This window comes from Paenibacillus caseinilyticus (assembly GCF_027533645.1).
GTDB lineage: Bacteria > Bacillota > Bacilli > Paenibacillales > NBRC-103111 > Paenibacillus_G > Paenibacillus_G caseinilyticus.
In genome coordinates this window covers 142385-159300 of record NZ_JAQAGY010000009.1, presented here as the reverse complement: position 1 = coordinate 159300, position 16916 = coordinate 142385, and the positions used below count along the sequence as shown (strand labels likewise).

Annotated in this window: 15 protein-coding genes; 10 read left to right on the top strand and 5 right to left on the bottom strand. The window is 59.6% G+C overall.

Annotation, left to right across the window (positions count from 1 at the left end; translation table 11 throughout):
* Window positions 1-151 precede the first annotated feature (151 nt).
* The 4 genes from O9H32_RS15735 to O9H32_RS15720 all read left to right on the top strand — a co-directional run bounded on the left by O9H32_RS15735 (window position 152) and on the right by O9H32_RS15720 (window position 2271).
* Window positions 152-436: a GNAT family N-acetyltransferase gene (locus O9H32_RS15735; RefSeq protein WP_269867067.1), complete on the top strand. Its 285-nt coding sequence runs from the start codon at window positions 152-154 to the stop codon at window positions 434-436.
* A 163-nt stretch (window positions 437-599) separates the two neighbouring features.
* Window positions 600-1349 (top strand): spermidine synthase, encoded by a 750-nt coding sequence (locus tag O9H32_RS15730; RefSeq protein WP_269867066.1) that lies wholly within the window; start codon window positions 600-602, stop codon window positions 1347-1349.
* A gap of 400 nt (window positions 1350-1749) precedes the next feature.
* Window positions 1750-1953 (top strand): cold-shock protein, encoded by a 204-nt coding sequence (locus O9H32_RS15725; protein ID WP_269867065.1) that lies wholly within the window; start codon window positions 1750-1752, stop codon window positions 1951-1953.
* 87 nt (window positions 1954-2040) lie between these two features.
* A complete protein-coding gene (locus O9H32_RS15720) occupies window positions 2041-2271 on the top strand; it encodes a cold-shock protein (RefSeq protein WP_269867064.1) in 231 nt (76 codons plus the stop codon).
* 168 nt (window positions 2272-2439) lie between these two features.
* On the opposite strand, the gene O9H32_RS15715 is transcribed toward O9H32_RS15720, so the two are convergent.
* Window positions 2440-3996 carry an ABC-F family ATP-binding cassette domain-containing protein gene (locus tag O9H32_RS15715; protein WP_269867063.1) on the bottom strand — a complete coding sequence of 519 codons (1557 nt, stop codon included), beginning with the start codon at window positions 3994-3996 and terminating at the stop codon, window positions 2440-2442.
* Between the two features lie 180 nt (window positions 3997-4176).
* Complete coding sequence (locus O9H32_RS15710) at window positions 4177-4920, bottom strand: MBL fold metallo-hydrolase (protein ID WP_269867062.1); 744 nt, start codon at window positions 4918-4920, stop codon at window positions 4177-4179.
* A 161-nt stretch (window positions 4921-5081) separates the two neighbouring features.
* Between O9H32_RS15710 and O9H32_RS15705 the strand changes: the two genes are divergently transcribed.
* Window positions 5082-5249 carry a hypothetical protein gene (locus O9H32_RS15705; protein WP_269867061.1) on the top strand — a complete coding sequence of 56 codons (168 nt, stop codon included), beginning with the start codon at window positions 5082-5084 and terminating at the stop codon, window positions 5247-5249.
* 53 nt (window positions 5250-5302) lie between these two features.
* On the opposite strand, the gene O9H32_RS15700 is transcribed toward O9H32_RS15705, so the two are convergent.
* A complete protein-coding gene (locus tag O9H32_RS15700; RefSeq protein WP_269867060.1) occupies window positions 5303-6199 on the bottom strand; it encodes a DMT family transporter in 897 nt (298 codons plus the stop codon).
* Window positions 6200-6346: 147 nt separating this feature from the next.
* Here O9H32_RS15700 and O9H32_RS15695 point away from each other — a divergent pair, with 147 nt between their 5' ends.
* Window positions 6347-6724 (top strand): MerR family transcriptional regulator, encoded by a 378-nt coding sequence (locus O9H32_RS15695; RefSeq protein ID WP_269867059.1) that lies wholly within the window; start codon window positions 6347-6349, stop codon window positions 6722-6724.
* Window positions 6725-7030: 306 nt separating this feature from the next.
* Here the strand turns inward: O9H32_RS15695 and O9H32_RS15690 are convergent, their stop codons facing one another.
* A complete protein-coding gene (locus O9H32_RS15690; protein ID WP_269867058.1) occupies window positions 7031-8392 on the bottom strand; it encodes an MATE family efflux transporter in 1362 nt (453 codons plus the stop codon).
* Between the two features lie 323 nt (window positions 8393-8715).
* On the opposite strand from O9H32_RS15690, the gene O9H32_RS15685 reads away from it, so the two are divergent.
* The 4 genes from O9H32_RS15685 (at window position 8716) to O9H32_RS15670 (ending at window position 14651) form a co-directional block, all read left to right on the top strand.
* Complete coding sequence (locus tag O9H32_RS15685) at window positions 8716-10185, top strand: oligosaccharide flippase family protein (RefSeq protein ID WP_269867057.1); 1470 nt, start codon at window positions 8716-8718, stop codon at window positions 10183-10185.
* A 104-nt stretch (window positions 10186-10289) separates the two neighbouring features.
* Window positions 10290-11273, top strand: coding sequence for an aldo/keto reductase (locus O9H32_RS15680; protein WP_269867056.1), 984 nt, complete (start codon window positions 10290-10292; stop codon window positions 11271-11273).
* A 157-nt stretch (window positions 11274-11430) separates the two neighbouring features.
* Window positions 11431-13974 carry a glycosylhydrolase-like jelly roll fold domain-containing protein gene (locus O9H32_RS15675; RefSeq protein WP_269867055.1) on the top strand — a complete coding sequence of 848 codons (2544 nt, stop codon included), beginning with the start codon at window positions 11431-11433 and terminating at the stop codon, window positions 13972-13974.
* 2 nt (window positions 13975-13976) lie between these two features.
* Entirely contained in the window at window positions 13977-14651 is a 675-nt protein-coding gene (locus O9H32_RS15670; RefSeq protein WP_269867054.1) for a rhamnogalacturonan acetylesterase, read from the top strand.
* 304 nt (window positions 14652-14955) lie between these two features.
* Here O9H32_RS15670 and O9H32_RS15665 read toward each other — a convergent pair whose 3' ends face one another.
* The gene (locus O9H32_RS15665) at window positions 14956-16836 is read right to left on the bottom strand and encodes a fibronectin type III domain-containing protein (RefSeq protein ID WP_269867053.1); all 1881 of its coding nucleotides are present in this window, start codon (window positions 16834-16836) and stop codon (window positions 14956-14958) included.
* Window positions 16837-16916 lie beyond the last annotated feature (80 nt).

Here is a 16916-nt window from a genome sequence, read left to right as displayed (position 1 = left end):
AGTGTACCTTGAAAGCGCCAAGAAGCAAACTCGGCAATTCCAACAGGGCAGGCCGCGCTTCGGACGCGTTCCGGGAGGGGGCCTGGGTAAGAACTGCGGATTTGCGGGTATATAGTAGGGAAAGATAACTTGGAAAGGGAGGATCTGGCTTATGAGGGATACGGTACAGGAAGGCAACGGATTTTTTGTAAAAGACAATGGGGAAGTGGTGGCCGAGGTCACCTTCGTTCCGGTAGGCCAGGAGACCCTGGTGCTCAATCATACGTATGTGGCGCCCGAGCTTCGGGGGCAGAAGGTTGCGGAAGATTTGGTTCGCCGGGTGGTCGACCATGCAAGGGAGACGGGGAAGAAGGTCGTCCCCGCTTGTTCCTACGCGCACGCCCAGTTCAGAAGACACAAGGAATATCAGGATATTTGGCAGCGCGACGAGGTCTAGCGCCGGGAAGAGCGGCCTGGATACGACGAACCGCCGGCTTCCTCCGGGTGGGGAACAGCCGGCGGTTTGGCGTGAAGGCGAAGACGGGATCTTTACATCTTGCGATGGCAGGCCGAGTAGAGTATCGTTACCTCCATAGGTTGTCATGAGAGGGGGGCGAAGCTTGCAGCTGCTGTTCAAAGAGTCCAGCTCATACAACCAAGAGATTGCGGTATACGAGGCATCCCTGCTGTACGGCAAGCCGGGCCGCTACCGGTTCCTTCAATTCTCGGATGGTGCTGTTCAAGGAGCCGTCGATCTGGAGAACCCGCAGCGGATCGTACTGGAATATCCCCGGGGCATCATCCACCTCATGGAGCATAACGATGCTTCGTTCTCGGATGTGTCCGTCATCGGACACGGCATTGGGACGATCCCGGGCCGCTATCCGGACAAGCGGTTCGTTGTTGCAGAGATTGACGCCAAGGTCGTGGAGTGCAGCCGAACCTTCTTCGGCTGCCATCTTCCGGTGACGATTGGGGACGGGCGGTCGATTCTGCAGCAACAGCAGGGGGCCGCCTTTGACTATGTCATCCTCGATGCGTTCGACCGCGAGGGGACGCCGGGCCACTTCACGACGGCGGAATTCTTCGGCTTAGCGAAGGAGAAGCTGCGCCCCGGAGGAGCCCTTCTCCTGAACTTGATGGGCAAGCCGGGGAATGACCCCTATCTGAATGCGGTCTGTACCACGCTGCGGCAGGCTTTTCCTTACCTGCAGGCCTTTTATTTGCCGGGGGAAGAGCAGGGACACCTGCGTAATGTCATCGTCATGGGGGGCAGCAGTCCACTGGGCTTCCAAGGCAGGAGGATGGCCGGTTTCGTGGAGTTCCTGCCCGGGCAGGGGTATATCCTGCGGGACAAGAGCAAGGGGTAACTGCAAGAACACAGGCAGAGGCAGTCCGCCATGGAAGAACCGAAACGGCATCTTAGGTTTCCACACCCATCCTTATGGCGCTCATAGGGTTTATTCCGCAGTTTCGGTGCCGGTCTCCGGATCGATCCTAATATTGGCAAGGCGGTGCACCGGAGTTCCCTTCGCAGGCCGGTCCAATCCAGAACCGGCCCTTATCTTACCGCTGCCGCCTGCCCCTTGGCACACTCCCTTTGCTTTTGGCGGCGAGATGTGTTATTATAAGGTTATAAGCAAATTTAAACCTTAAAGTCACATATGGAAAAGGTTCTCATTTGTTCCATGGATCCTTTTCCATATGTGATTTTTGCTTTTCATTTGCCAAATATCTCATGTATATCCAAAATCAAGGAGGAATTATCGTATGGAAACAGGAACAGTGAAATGGTTTAACGCAGAAAAGGGCTTTGGCTTCATCGAAAGAGAAGACGGGAATGACGTATTCGTCCACTTCTCCGCAATCCAAGGCGAGGGCTTCAAATCCCTGGACGAAGGACAGCGCGTAGAGTTCAATGTAGTTCAAGGCAACCGTGGTCCACAAGCCGAGAACGTTACGAAAGTTTACTAATATCCAGCCATAACTTACAGAAAGCTGCTCTTACCTTGTGTTGGAGCAGCTTTTTCTTTTTCATGAGACCAAAGGAGGCAGCACACCATGTACAACAAACGTATTCCGTTAGAGGACCTTCCTCATACAGAGACCAAGATCTGGACGTGCAGCCAAGATGGCTGCAAAGGGTGGACACGGGACAACTTTACTTTTGAGCATGCGCCGGTCTGTCATCTCTGCCATTCCGTCATGATCAGCAGCGTGAAGCTGCTGCCGCTCGTTGCGAACTCCAATAAAGAGATGAAGTCTAGGAACAAAGGCATCATGATCGGATAGAGCGGTTCGGTTAAAACCCCATAGATACGCCCCTGCAGCCCTCCATTACGCTATGGATGGTTGTTTTTTTTGTCTGCAGGCGGTTTCCCCCTTCACAACAAAAAACTTGCCTGCCATAGGCAGACAAGTTAGGCGCGCTGCAATAGGGATGCAGCAGCAAATGTACAATTAAAATACCTTGGTCGTCCAGGATTCGCAGTTCCACGTATCCGTTACGACTTCCTTGTAGAACTCAGGTTCGTGGGAGATGAGCAGGATGCTGCCCTTGAACGCCTTGAGGGCTCGCTTCAACTCTTCCTTCGCATCCACATCGAGATGGTTGGTCGGCTCGTCAAGCACGAGCAGATTCGTCTCGCGGTTGATCAGCTTGCACAGTCGCACCTTCGCCTTCTCGCCGCCGCTGAGCACGGCAATCTTGCTCTCGATATGCTTGGTCGTCAGCCCGCACTTGGCCAGCGCGGCGCGGACTTCGAACTGGGAGAGCGAAGGGAAGGTGTTCCATACTTCGTCGATACACGTGTTGTAGTTGGCATCCTTCGTCTCCTGCTCGAAGTAGCCGATCTCGAGATTCTCGCCGAGCCGGACCGTGCCGGACAGCGCCTGAATCTCGCCGAGGATGCTGCGCAGCAGCGTCGTCTTCCCGATGCCGTTCGCGCCGACGAGCGCAATCTTCTGGCCGCGCTCCATCCTCAGATCGAGCGGACGGGAGAGCGGGCTCTCATAGCCGATCACGAGCTGCGACGTCTCGAAGATCATCTTGCCGGACGTCCTCGCTTCCTTGAAGTTGAACTGCGGCTTCGGCTTCTCCTTCGCCAGCTCGATGACGTCCATCTTGTCGAGCTTCTTCTGGCGGGACATCGCCATGTTCCGGGTAGCGACGCTCGCCTTATTGCGGGCCACGAAGTCCTTCAGGTCGGCAATCTCCTGCTGCTGGCGCTTGTAGGCGGATTCGAGCTGCTGCTTCTTCATCTCGTAGACCTGCTGGAAGTGCTCGTAGTCGCCGACATAGCGGTTCAGCTCTTGATTCTCCATGTGATAGATGAGGTTGATGACGCTGTTCAGGAACGGAATATCGTGAGAAATGAGGATGAAGGCATTCTCGTATTCCTGCAGGTAGCGCTTCAGCCACTCGATATGCTGCTCATCGAGATAGTTCGTCGGCTCGTCGAGGAGCAGGATGTCCGGCTTCTCGAGAAGGAGCTTGGCTAGCAGCACCTTCGTCCGCTGTCCGCCGCTGAGATCATTCACGTCTTTGTCCAGGCCGATATCCGTCAGCCCCAGGCCGCGGGCGGTCTCATCGATCTTGGCATCGATCATATAGAAATCCTGATCGGTCAGCGTATCCTGAATGACGCCGACTTCCTCGAGCAGCTGCTCGAGCTCCTCCGGAGATACCTCGCCCATCTTCCCGTACATATCGTTCATTTCCTGCTCCATATCGAACAGGTATTGGAAAGCCCCTTTGAGTACGTCGCGGATCGTCAGGCCCTTACTCAGCACCGCATGCTGATCGAGATAGCCCACGCGCATGCGCTTCGACCATTCGACCCTGCCGTCGTCCGGCTGCAGCTTGCCGGTAATGATGTTCATGAAAGTGGACTTGCCTTCGCCGTTGGCGCCGATAAGTCCGATGTGCTCGCCTTTGAGCAGGCGGAAGGAAACATTGTTGAAGATCGCGCGATCCCCAAAACCATGACTTAGTCGTTCTACGTTAAGTATGCTCATTGAGTGACACCTTTTCTTTGTGATCTTTGGTCTCCCCCTATTATATGCGCAGGGGGCGAACAACTCAATGTGGAGACTTTCATTCTACTCAAAAAGTACCCGCTACCCTCCGAATCCCGGGCATCAAATACAATCGGAGGCACGAATCCGGGAGAAAGAGAGGAGGAGGCCGCTTGGTGGTCAGTCGATGATGAGGGATTCCCCCGCCTGCAGCAGGCTGAGCTTCACCTTGCCTTGGGCGGCCGCGGCGAGCCGGGCCTCGATATCGGGTGTCTGCGTATAGACCGGCGGATGGTGGATCGCCCCGTAGTGAATCGGAATGAGGGTCCCTGCCCCGAGAATCGCTGCTGCCGAGACGGCCTGCTCCGGTGTGAGGCAGATGGGCTGGCCGCTCGGCGTTCTGCCGGGGAGCTCCAGCACGGCGCCGTTGACCGGGAGGCAGGCGGCATCGAAGGGACCGTAAGTCCCGGCGATAGACCACCAATAGCCGTGCCACAGCGTATCGCCGCAGTGGATGGCCTTATGCCCACCGGCTTCGACGACCCAGGCGATCTGGGGATCGCCGATTCCATCGACGGAAGGCACGGCTGCCGCCGTCACCCCGCCCCCGAGGGCGTAAGATGAGCCGGCAGCCGCGCCGATGACATTCTGGAGTCCGGCTGCCCGGGCGGCATCAGCCGCTTGCTCCGGCACATAGACGGGAATCGATGGGCCGTAGGCTTCGATCAAGGCCTCGGGATCAAAATGGTCGTCGTGCAGGTGGGTGATCAGCACGGCGTCCGCGGGGCCGAAGCGGCTCAGCGGATACATCGGCACCTTCGATCCTCCGAACTTCGAAGGAATGCGGGTCACCGGATCGATGACCACGGCGGCCGGCCCCTCCTGGATACGGATCCCTGCCCAAGGCAAGCGTTGAATATGCATAACGATCATCCTTTCTTTGTTCGAATGTAACCTTCATAAATCAACTAAGGTGGTTATGAAATAAGGTTATCACGATTTGACATAACCTGTAAAGTGTTATTTTGATGGTTAAATAAATACAAGAAGACTGGATCGATCTCTGGTGAGATATACATTCTAGGATGTCAAAAAAAATCGGCGCAGGTCAGCGCCGATTGCAGTGGAGGGTTCTTATGAAGGAGCGCGGCGCCAAGGGTGCCCTCCGCATTCATAGCGGGGAGAACGGCTCCGATGCAGGGAGAGCGCCTTCGCGTGGATTCGGAGGATGGGCGGGCGGGGCCGGGACGTAAGGATGGTGTCGTCCGGAGAGCAGTCCGCATTCCATCTGGGGACCGGCTTCTTCCTATGTAGCGGAGACGCCGGGTGCCAGAGCCTCCGCGGCCTTGTCTTTCTTCTTCAGGGTGGCGAATCCGACACCGCCGACGATGAGCAGCGACCCGGCCATCTGCATGGCCGTGACCGGCGTGCCGAGGAGGAGGAATCCGGCAAGCATCGCCGCGAAGGGCTGCAGGTTCAGGAAGACGGCGGCCTTGCCGGCTCCGACGCGGCGCAGCTGCGTGTTCCAGATCAGCCCGCACATCCCCTGCATGAGGATCGCCGTTACGATCAGCAGCATCCAGGCCCACGGGTGCGTACTGACCTGCAGCGGCTCGCGGATCACGGCGGCCGGTATCACCATCGTCGTGCCGATGACGGTGGAGTAGACGGTAGCGATGAACGGATCGATCCGTTCCGTGAGCTTGCGCATCATGACGATAGAGGCGGCGAAGGTCAGCATCGCGATGCCGATATAGACGATGCCGCGCGACACCGCGAATCCGCCGGACTGACCGACGACGAGGAAGATGCCGAGTATCGCGATGACCGACCCAAGGGCCATGCGCGGAGTCAGCGCTTCTTTCAGGAACACGGCAGCCAGAAGCGCTGTAGTGATGGGCGCGAGCGACAGGATGAGCGCCGCGGTCGTGGCGCTCACGGTCGTCAGTCCCGTGAAGAAAGCGGCCTGGTTCAGGAGGGTGCCGATGAAGCCCAAGGGCACCAGGATCAGGTAGTCTCTGCGGGTCAGTAGCCGGAGCCGCCTCGTCCCCCAGGCGTAGCTGAGAAGGAACAGCGAGGTAGCGGTCAGCCGCAGCGCCGACAACAGGAGCGGCGGGAATTCGTGGACCAGCATCGATCCGAAGACGAAGTTGCTGCCCCAGCAGGTGACGCAGAACAGAAGGAGCAGGTAGGATCGCATCATGGCAAGGTTCTCCTTTTACAACGAATGATGATCGTGCTACAATGCTACGTACCCAACTTATGGCAAGGCGGCAACAACAATGTACATAAGCTTCCGCACCCGGTATGAGCGGCCTTCGCGGAGGCATACGGACGGGAGGACGCAATCATGGGATTATCCATTAAAGAAGCGGCTCAGCAGGCAGGTCTCATGCCGCATACTCTGCGGTTCTACGAACAGGAAGGCTTGCTGCCGAATGTCCGCAGGGACGATCATGGCAACCGGATATTCGAGCCCCATGACATGGGATGGCTCGAGCTCATCACCTGTCTGCGCGCGACCGGCATGCCGGTCTCCGAGATCAAGCGGATGGTGGAGCTGACCCGGGAGGGAGACGGGACGATCCCGGAGCGGAAGCGGATCCTCGCCCAGCACCGCAGCGCGATGCTCGAGAAGATGAACGAACTGCAGCACGCCACCCGCAAGATCGATGACAAAATGCAGTGGTACGATACCCTGGAACAGCGTGCCCGCGAGCAGAAATAGGATCAGACACGGGGAGAAGCCATGGAGGGCCGACCTCCATGTCCCGCTGTTGCAGAACGGTTTCTTTTGCCTAAAATAGAGTTTCACTACAAGAACGTTTCCCTCGGACCATAACGGTTCCGCACATACCGCCGGATCAGAAGACCCGCCCCAAGTATTTCTTCGGGCGGGCTTTTTGTGCTTGTCGTGGTGTGTGCCGGTCAGGCAAGCCGAAGCGGCCCATAGGCTAGTGTCTAACCGGACCGGCATGGCGGCCTGCCATCAGGAAGCAGCCGGGCCTCGCTCCTTGGCACGGCATAGCGGGAGCTACATGTGCATGGCCGCTCCCGGTGCTGCGGGCGCCGACTTGGCAGAGGCGCTGCCCCAGTTCAGCGAGAGGTAGCGCCAGCCGTTGGCGATAGCCGTCAGGACGATAAGCATGCATAGTGCGGACCACGCGCCGACCTGTCCGAAGTCGTACACCTGTGTGAGGAGCACCGTGAAGGGAATGAACAGGACCCAGTTCAGCAGCAGTGCCGTACGGGACAGGTAGGTCGTATCGCCGATGCCCCGCAGCCCGCCGGCGAATATAATGCTCGCCCCTGTGAACAGCTGGATGAACGAGGCGAGATGGATCAGGGAGATCGCCGTCATGTACACGGCCGCCTCGCCCGTATACAGCTTCGCTACCGGGAGGGCGAACAGGAACAGGAAGAGAGACACGAGCACCATGAAGCAGAGTCCAAGGTACACGGTAACCAGGCCGAAGCGCCTTCCTTCGAGCGGACGTCCCTTGCCGACCTCCTGCCCGATGCCGATCGTGGCAGCGGCGCCGAAGCCGTTCGAAGGCATGAAGCCGAACGAGAGAATGTTCAGGGCGATCTCGTTGGCCGCAATGGCTGTCGTACCGAGGCGCGTGATGCAGGCGGTGAACACGAGCATGCCGACGCTGTTCGACATCTCCGTGATCCCAAGCTTCACGCTCTCGGAGAAGACCATCCTCATCTGATGCAGCTCCATCTTCACCCAGGATCTCGTCGCATATTGCTTATGCATGAAACGGTAGTAGACAATCAGATTCAGCAGCAGCGTGATGATCTCTGCGGCGACCATGCCCCAGGCGGCCCCCTGCAGGCCGAGATCCGGGAAGCCGAACTTGCCGTAAGACAGCAGATAGGTCAGTACCACGACCAGCCCGCTGTTGATCAGCGAGATCGTCATCGGCGTGCGGGTGTCGCCGATCGCCCGCATGTAGGCGAAGAAGACGCCGCTGAAGAGCGTGAAGATCATGGCGTAGATCCGGATCTGTACGTAGGGGGCGCCGAGCGTCAGAATTTCTTCGTTCGACCCCATGAGCTGCAGGATCGAGTAGGGCAGGCCGAAGCTGATGGCGAACAGAAAGACGGCCTGCAGCAGGGTGCCGAGCAGTGCGATCTGCATGCGCTGGTTGCCCTGCTTCATCGTATGGGAGCCGAAATTCTGGGCGACGAGATAGTTGATCGTCCCTTGTACGCCGGAGAACATGGCCCAGAGATTGTACATCAGAATGTTGGAGATTCCGACGACGGCGATGGCGGCCGCGCCGAGCTTGCCTACGATCATCAGGACAAGCAGTCCTGTAAAGGTCATGGACGAGAACGTGGCGATCGACGGCAGGGCGAGCCGCAGGATAGGTCTGACTAAGTCCACGGGAACACCGCCTGACCCGGGCCTGATAAGCGGAAGGATGTCTTTAGAAATACAGTATACATGGATGTCTTCACCTCAAGGAGTCATGCTACACCTTCAAGTGGACTTTAAGGCAAGAGCTTCTCCTCCGGTTCTTCGCGGGAATAGGTCCAGAGAATATCTAAAGGGCAAGAAAAGATGGTTTTTCAGATGAATTAGCCTCTATATCCGATTTTTTAGCATTTTTTGGCCTTTGCGCTTAAAACGTTTCACTGCTACGATGTAGCAAACGTGTGCATTGCCGTTACATAACCGGATTCCATCTACAGAAAAAGGGGATTGCCATGTCTACTACTCCTGCAGCGCCGCTCAGCGGCTCCCAGCGTTTTTTGATCCGGAGCGTGTCGATTATCGTGCTCGGATTGTTCATCAACCAGCTCCTCCAGACAGCGGGCAGCATTGTGCTCGCCCGGCTTCTCCATGATCCGGTCGCATTCGGGGAAGTGAATCTGCTCCTGCAGATCTTCGGCATGGTCACGCTCTTCCTCAATGTGGGGTTCAACTCCTCGCTCGTGTATACGTTCTCAACGAATACGGAAGAAGCCATACACGTGAAATTCCGGCTCGCGATGGCCGGCAGCGTGTTTTTTGCCGTGGTCGTCTCTCTCCTCCTGATCGCTCTGGCCCCCGTGCTCGCGAAGGCGTACGGCATTCCCGGGCTGCGGGGTGCGCTGACGATCAGTGCCGCGACCCTGCTGTTCCAGTCGGTCATCCATATCGGCGTGGCGTCCTTCTCCGGGAACCGCGAGTTCCGGACCCAGGCCTTCTTCATGGTCGTCATGACCCTATGCTCGACGGCAGGCATGGTGGCCGGCGCGCTGTATCCCTTGGGGGGATATCTGTGGGGGGTGTCCCTCTGGAGCTGCGTCGGGGCGGCCTGTACGGCGGTCTTCGTCTGCTGGAGGGTGGACCGGGTGCACCGTCCCCGGTGGCGCGGGGCTTTGTCTCCCCGTCTGATGCGGGAGATGATGGGCTACGGGGTCCCGATGTGGGCCGGCAACATCGCCAAGGCGTTCCAGCAGCCGTTCCTCGTCATGATGATCGGCTCGATCTCCGTCGTCGCGGTCGGCGAGCTCGCGAATGCTTCCCGGATTACCGGCTTCGTAGGGATTATCACCTGGGCGTTCATGATCGTCACGCTGCCGTTCGTGGCCGAAAGCGTCCGCGACCCGGCGGAGAGCAGGCGCCGGGGAACGCTCTGTATCCGGTACAACAATCTCACGCTGTACCCGCTGACGGCAGTGATCTGCCTGTTCCCGGACGAGATCAACAGCTTCCTGTTCGGCACAGGGTACACCTCGGCAGATTCGGGTACTTACATCCGGCTGCTGGCGCTTGGCGTCTTCTTCTCATCGGTAGGCCGGCTCGGAGGTAACATTCTGGCGGGCGTCGGCCGGACGAAGGCGAACTTCTGGGTGATGATCGCAGCGGGCCTTCCGGTCATCGTGTTCGTTCCGCTGCTTGTCGGGAAGTCTCCGGTCTGGGCGGTCTGGGTCTACACGGGGAGCTGGGCGGCTTCGGCGGCGGCGATGATCGGCTTCTTCTACCGCGAGGGCTTCCCGCTCGACTGGTGGCGGGCTTACGGCCAGCCCTTGATCCCTACGGCCGCCATGTGCGTTGTGCTCGGGGTCGGGCGCTGGGCGGGAGTCCCGCTGCCGCTCTTCGCTGCGCTGGCGGCAGCCTGCCTTCTCGGGCTGACCCTGCGGATGGAGACGAAGGGATGGCCTCTGCCCAAGCTGCGTTATCACCGCTGAGAGCAGCCGGCAAGGGGCAGGATTTTCCTATCTCTTCTTTTTTTGGGCCGGGAGTTGCGATATGATAGGATGGAAGTTTTGTAAAAAGAAGGAGTGGGTGGCAGATGGAGTATGTAAAGCTGGGTTCTACCGGTATGGACGTCTCGCGGCTGTGTCTCGGCTGCATGAGCTATGGGGTGCCGGAGCGCGGGGCGCACCCGTGGTCGCTGGATGAAGAGCAGAGCAGGCCGTTCATCAAGAAAGCACTCGATCTCGGGATCAATTTCTTCGATACGGCGAACATGTACTCGGATGGGACGAGCGAGGAGATCGTGGGCCGGGCGCTGAAGGACTACGCAAGCCGCGACGAGGTCGTGATCGCGACGAAGGTCTTCTACCCGATGCGCAAGGGACCGAACGGCGGCGGGTTGTCGCGCAAGGTGATCCTGAGCGAGATCGACCACAGCCTCCGGCGGCTCGGCACCGACTATGTCGATCTCTATCAGATTCACCGGTGGGACAACGCTACACCGATCGAGGAGACGATGGAGGCGCTCCATGATGTCGTCAAGGCGGGCAAAGCGCGTTATATTGGCGCATCCTCCATGTACGCCTGGCAGTTCCTCAAGGCGCAGCATACTGCCGAACGCAATGGCTGGACGCGCTTCGTGTCCATGCAGAATTACCTCAACCTCCTGTACCGCGAGGAAGAGCGGGAGATGCTGCCGCTCTGCAAGGCCGATGGCATCGGCGTCATCCCATGGAGCCCGATGGCCCGCGGACGGCTGACCCGGGATTGGAACGAGGGCAGCGAGCGCTCGGCGACGGACGAGTTCGGCAAGACGCTGTACGCCGTAGCGGCCGAAGCCGACCGCCGGGTGGTCGAACGGGTGGCCGAGGTCGCGGCGAAGCGGGGCGTGCCGCGCGCGCAGGTGGCGCTCGCGTGGGTGCTGCAGAAGGAGCCGGTGACGGCGCCGATCGTGGGGGCCACGAAGACGCACCATCTCGACGATGCGGCGGCAGCCTTGTCGCTGAAGCTGACCGCGGAGGAGATCGCCAGCCTCGAGGAGCCCTACGTGCCTCATCCGGTTCTCGGTGGATTGAATTGATTAAGCGGGGCACCCCTGATAACGGGGTGTCCCTTTTTGTCAGGCGCGGGAGCCCGGCTGCAAGAATGTCCAATGGCGGGTAAGCGGCCCGGCAGCTATGGTAGAGATGAGAAGACATGATAGAGATGCGATCCTACTGACCTGGAGGTATACCCGAATGCTGGAAAGACTAAGAAGCGTGTTTGACCATCCCCCTGCCGAGTTCTCGCCGGTGCCGTTCTGGTTCTGGAACGACGAACTGTCGAGGGAGGAGATCCTGCGGCAGATCCATGAGTTTCATAGCAAAGAAGTCTCGGGCTTCGTGCTCCACCCCCGTATGGGGCTCCCGCGGACTCAGCCTTATCTGTCCCCGGAATTCCTGGACCTGGCAGAAGCTGCCGTGAAGGAAGCGGCGGAGCACGGCATGCAGGTGATCCTGTACGATGAGGGGATGTACCCCTCCGGAGCAGCCAACGGGCTAGTGGTGAAGCGCAATCCGGCCTTCGCCAGCCGGGGGCTCCGGATGACCGAGACCCCCTGCCCGGCCGGGAAGAGCACGCGCATCACGGTATCCCTGTCCCCGGGAGAGCGGATCGTCTCGGTTCAAGCGGTCCGCAAGGTGTCGTGGGAGGAGATCGATCCCTCCGCTACGCTCCTGCTGCACATGGAGCCCGGCTATGGCGACGGCGACGAGGCATTGTCGCTCGATTTCACTCCGCCGGGGGACGGCGTCTGGTCTGTACTCGTATTCGCCGATGTGTATTCGGGAGGAACGATCCGCGGCATTCACGAAGGACAGGACGACGGGGAGGCGGATGCGCCCCTGGCCGCCGACCTGCTCAATGTGGAGGCGGTCCGCTGCTTCATCGAGGAGACGCATGAGAAGTATTATGCGAAGCTTAGGCCTTACTTCGGCTCCACCGTCATCGCGATGTTCACCGACGAGCCGGATCTGCTGGGGCGCAGGCATCTCCGCGGGCTGAAGCCCTGGACGGCGGATCTGCTGGACGACGTCCTGGCCGCCGGGCTCGCGCTGAAGGATCTGCCGGCGCTGTGGCTGGATGCCGGCGAAGCGACGCAGCGCATCCGGGGGGCGTACGAGCATGCCGTCTACCGCCGGATGACGCAGTCCTACTACAAGCCGCTGCACGACTGGTGCGGGGCGCACGGCATCGCGTTGACCGGCCACCCGGCGGGAAGCGACGATATCGGGCTGCTGCAGTATTTCCATATTCCCGGGCAGGACGTCGTCTGGCGCTTCATCGCACCGGAGGACGGCCTCGGGGTGACCGGGCCGCACAGCACGCTCGGCAAATGCTCGGCGGATTCGGCCCGCCACCGAAGGCGGCGCCGCAACCTCAACGAGGTGTTCGGCGTCTGCGGGAAGGGCGGAGGCTGGTCGCTGACGGCAGACGAGATGAAATGGTATCTCGACTGGCTGTTCGTCCGGGGCGTCAATCTGATCTCGCCGCACGCGTTCTATTATTCGATCCGCAACGAACGGAGGGACGAGCGTCCGCCGGACGTCGGGCCGAACAATATTTGGTGGCCGGAATACCGCCGCTTCGCCCGGTATATCAAGCGGATGAGCTGGCTGATGACGGACAGCGTCAACCAGGCCGGCGTGGCGGTGCTTACCGCGGCATCCGGACTGCCTTGGAGAGCGGCCAGGGAGCTCTATGAGAGGCAGATCGAGTTCAACTACCTCGAAGAGGAGCTGCTCTTCTCGTCGTGCGCCCTGGACGAAGGGACGCTGCGCATCGCGGAGCAGCGCTACAAGGCGGTGGTCGTGGAGAACGGGGACCGGTTCGGCAGCGAGACCTGGAGCAAGCTGCAAGCCTTCTTGGATCAGGGTGGACTTGTGATCGAGATTGAGGATGAGGAGACCGGCCGCAAGAGCGGAGCCGACATCGGACAGCAGCGCCTCCGCGCAGCCGATGCGGCGGCCCTGCTCGGAGCTGGGTTCGGCAAGGACGGCAGGCTGCTGCCTGCAGGCCCGGCGATCCGGGTCAGCCATGTCGTGAAGGAAGGCATTCATTTCTATTGCCTCGTGAACGAAGGGGAAGCGGCCTATGAAGGGGCATTCTCCCTCCCGGTAACGGGCAACGTGGAGATCTGGCATCCGTGGACGGGCGCCATGCAGGCGGCGGCGGTTACTTCAGGCGGGGAGGGGGCAGCCATTGCCCTCCATGTGGAGCGCCGGGAGTGCGTGCTTATCGTCGTCGACCCGACTCCGGCTGCGGCCTCCGTAGCGGAGGGGAGCGGTAACTTCTCCGGGATGGATGCCGCCGCCGGGTGGCAGCTGGCGGAGGAGCAGCGGGTGACCGGCGCATGGCGGGTACAGGGCGCCGCCGCTTCCCGGGAGATCGACACGCTCACCTCCTGGACAGAGTGGGAAGATATGGCGCATTACTCCGGCACGGTCGTCTACGAGAAACACCTGCAGCTGGATGGGGACGCGTGGGAGAAGTACGGCAAAGTGGAGCTCGATCTCGGCGAAGCCCACGAGCTCGTACGGGTATGGGTGAACGGGCAAGAAGCCGGGGTGGCCATGTGGAGCCCGTACCGGTTCCCGGTCGGCGAGCTGCTGCGGCCCGGCGGCAACGAATTGACGGTGGCCGTCACGAACACGCTAGCCAACCGGTATGACGGGCGGTCGCTGCCCTCCGGCCTGATCGGTCCCGCGAAGCTGCTCGGGTATGCGATGAGGGAGGAGTGCTGAAGATGGCAGCAGACGCGCGGTTCACGATCTATCTGGCGGGGGATTCCACGGTTCAAACGTATACGGCAGACCGTGCGCCCCAAGCCGGCTGGGGGCAGTACATCGCAGGATATTTTACGGGGGAGGTCCGCTTCGAGAACCGGGCCATCGGCGGACGCAGCTCGAAGACGTTCATCGAGGAAGGACGGCTGGATTCGATTCTGGAGGAGATCCGCGAGGGGGACTGGCTCTTCGTGCAGATGGGCCACAATGACGCCACGCCGAGCAGGCCGGAACGCTACACGGAGCCCTTCGGCAGTTACAAGGATTATCTGCGGCTCTACATTACAGGGGCCAGGGATCGGAGGGCTGTGCCGCTATTGGTTACACCGATGGGGCGGCTGCATACCGAGGACGGCACGTTCGTGAACGACTTTGCGGACTACTGCACGGCGATGAAAGAGGTTGCGGAGGAGCTGGAGGTGCCGCTCGTCGACCTCATGACCCGCAGCTTGGCGCATTACGCGGCGTTAGGGTATGAAGAGGCGTCCCGCCTCTTCATGGTCTCCGAGAACGGTACGGATCTCACGCACTTCACGGAAGCCGGGGCGAAGCGGCTGGCCGGACTGCTCGCGGAGGGAATCCGGGAGCTGGCGATCGGGATCTCGCCGTATGTCCGCCCGCTGCAGGCAACATGAGTGCAGGCCGGACGGGAAGGGGAAAAGGGAAACGGTGCGGCCTGCGAAGCAGGCTTGCCGGTTCCCTTTTTTAGTATAATAGAATTTATAAAATTTCGAGTTGGAGCTTGTTTTCCACCTTGTTTTTGTTCCTGGTATGGTAGGAACCAAGTAGAGAGTGGATTTAGAGAGGGAATGGGTATGGGGTGGAAAAGGACACGACTTCAAGAGCGGTTGGAACCCCATACCCATTCTTCACCGTGCACCAACGTATGGGTTGGCACACAGAGATCTTAAAGGACGCCGATAGGCGTTTTTCTTATCCTTATGGGCCCACCTGCAGGGTCACCTTCGAGGGAGCTGCCGGAGCACTCAGTTTCCCTTGGCTGTCAGAGTATGCCGAGTCCGTATGCAGGACTACGTCCGTGCTGCCGCTCTTCTGGGGTATGAACTTCAGCGTCACCAGGGACGGGGAACCGCCCTTGCCGGGTACGGGCCCGAGCAGGGAACCGCTCAGCTTCACCTTGCCGTTCGCGCCCAGTACCTTGCCGAGCACCGCTGTAGAGTTCTCCCGGCCGAAGTCGTTGTGAAGTACGGCCTGCATCAGCTTCAGCTTGGCCGGATCGTACTCGAGCTTAGCCAGGAAGCCGTATAGATCCGTCACCTGTTCCGCCTTCAGCGTCACCTCGGCTACGCGGCCCACCTGAATTCGGCCCGTATTGAGCTTCAGTGCGAGCGTGGAGGACGCTGCAGGAGCGGAAGTAGTGGAAGCTTGAATCAACGCAGTCTCCCCGGGGTAGCCCAAGTGGTTATAGGGGACTACGCGGAACTCATACGCTGTCCCCGGCTTCAGCCCGGTGAAGGTGTACTGCAGGACATCCCCGCCGACGCTGGTTGAGAATTCGGCAATATCGGAAGCTTGGTACAGATTATAGCCTTGGACGGTCTCCTTGTCTTCCTGTGCGGGCTGCCATGCGACCGTGATGCTGTCATAAGTTGCGCTGCTGACGGTGAGCGGCTGGGGGACCGGCCAGAACGGCGGAGTAACGGGAGGAGGCGCGTCGACCTGGATGGAGTACAAAGCGCCGTCGATCACCTTATAGCCCTGCCCGTTAACCCAGAAGGTCTTGTCGTAGCTGCCGCCAATGTAGGTGTCGCCCACGTATTGGACTCCCTCCTTGAAATAGGAGAAGGTGCCGTCCGCTTGCAGCTTATCGATGGAGATCTGGTAGGTATCCTGCGGGAGCACCCGCGTCTCTCCTTGGGGGCTGCGGAGGAAGAAGCAGAACTCGCCTTGACCAGCCTGCTCTGCAGGGGTCCGGCCCGTGTACAGCAGCCAGCCTTGGTTCACTTGATAGTAGCTGTCTCTGCTCATGGACAGATTGGAGGCGAGTTCTTTCACGGTGCCCTCCGAGAGTTCATACAGCTTCTCGTAATCCGAGAATACGAGGGTGCTGCCGGTCACCAGAGGCTCTTTATACGAAGTCTCTGCATCCGGGTAAGCGTATAATTCAGTGGTGGTTCCGTCTGCCGGATCGAATTTGTAGATCCCGCCCGAGGCGGTATAGTAGAGTTCCCCGCTCTCCGACATGTCCCAGTTCCCATAGAGGTTGTCGCTGCCCGAAGCCGAAGCGAATTTAACCGACTTGCCGGTATTCGTATTCAGGAGGTAATCCCCGTGTCCGTAGACCGTATATACGGTATAGCCGTTCTTCACGCGTAGGATGGACATCGACGGGTTCACTTCGCTATCCCAGTCCGGAGGAGTGACCGGAGTGAAGGTGCCATCCTTCCACAACCGGAAGGAGGAGCCGGAGGGGTTCCCCAGCAATACACCGGCAGGTACCAGATAGGCCCATGTACCGAAGTCCCAGTAATCGGGGTTCTGATCCAGAACCGTGTCGGTCCCGTCGCTCAGCCGCTTGAGATGGACCGAACCGTCTGCGGTGGTGTAGATCACCCGGTCGCCGTCAAAATCTTCGGTTCTTCCGGGCACGTCCCAGATTTTCTTCAGAACCTCGCTCTCGGCAGAAGACGGTACCGTAACCCGGATGGACTTACTGGCATCGATTACGGAGTTCTGTCCCCTTTGGGAGAAAGGCAGTCGTGGTGCCGCTTCCGGGCTCCCTGTCTGGGCATAGGCGCCGACAGGCAGCAGGAGAGTGCTCATTAGCGACAGCATGGTGATGGATACTTTGCGGTTCATACCTTCATTCCTCTCTAATCCTAAGTATCTACCTTTGTATGTAGGTTGCTCTTACAGGTAGCTTGAAGTGAAGGTTTCGC

Excerpts from the sequence above, each read along its gene's own strand:
- O9H32_RS15735 (WP_269867067.1), top strand. The coding sequence starts at position 152 with ATGAGGGATACGGTACAGGAAGGCAACGGATTTTTTGTAAAAGACAAT.
- O9H32_RS15725 (WP_269867065.1), top strand. The coding sequence starts at position 1,750 with ATGGAAACAGGAACAGTGAAATGGTTTAACGCAGAAAAGGGCTTTGGC.
- O9H32_RS15720 (WP_269867064.1), top strand. The coding sequence starts at position 2,041 with ATGTACAACAAACGTATTCCGTTAGAGGACCTTCCTCATACAGAGACC.
- O9H32_RS15715 (WP_269867063.1), bottom strand. The coding sequence starts at position 3,996 with ATGAGCATACTTAACGTAGAACGACTAAGTCATGGTTTTGGGGATCGC.
- O9H32_RS15710 (WP_269867062.1), bottom strand. The coding sequence starts at position 4,920 with ATGCATATTCAACGCTTGCCTTGGGCAGGGATCCGTATCCAGGAGGGG.
- O9H32_RS15705 (WP_269867061.1), top strand. The coding sequence starts at position 5,082 with ATGTCAAAAAAAATCGGCGCAGGTCAGCGCCGATTGCAGTGGAGGGTT.
- O9H32_RS15700 (WP_269867060.1), bottom strand. The coding sequence starts at position 6,199 with ATGATGCGATCCTACCTGCTCCTTCTGTTCTGCGTCACCTGCTGGGGC.
- O9H32_RS15695 (WP_269867059.1), top strand. The coding sequence starts at position 6,347 with ATGGGATTATCCATTAAAGAAGCGGCTCAGCAGGCAGGTCTCATGCCG.
- O9H32_RS15685 (WP_269867057.1), top strand. The coding sequence starts at position 8,716 with ATGTCTACTACTCCTGCAGCGCCGCTCAGCGGCTCCCAGCGTTTTTTG.
- O9H32_RS15680 (WP_269867056.1), top strand. The coding sequence starts at position 10,290 with ATGGAGTATGTAAAGCTGGGTTCTACCGGTATGGACGTCTCGCGGCTG.
- O9H32_RS15675 (WP_269867055.1), top strand. The coding sequence starts at position 11,431 with ATGCTGGAAAGACTAAGAAGCGTGTTTGACCATCCCCCTGCCGAGTTC.
- O9H32_RS15670 (WP_269867054.1), top strand. The coding sequence starts at position 13,977 with ATGGCAGCAGACGCGCGGTTCACGATCTATCTGGCGGGGGATTCCACG.
- O9H32_RS15665 (WP_269867053.1), bottom strand. The coding sequence starts at position 16,836 with ATGAACCGCAAAGTATCCATCACCATGCTGTCGCTAATGAGCACTCTC.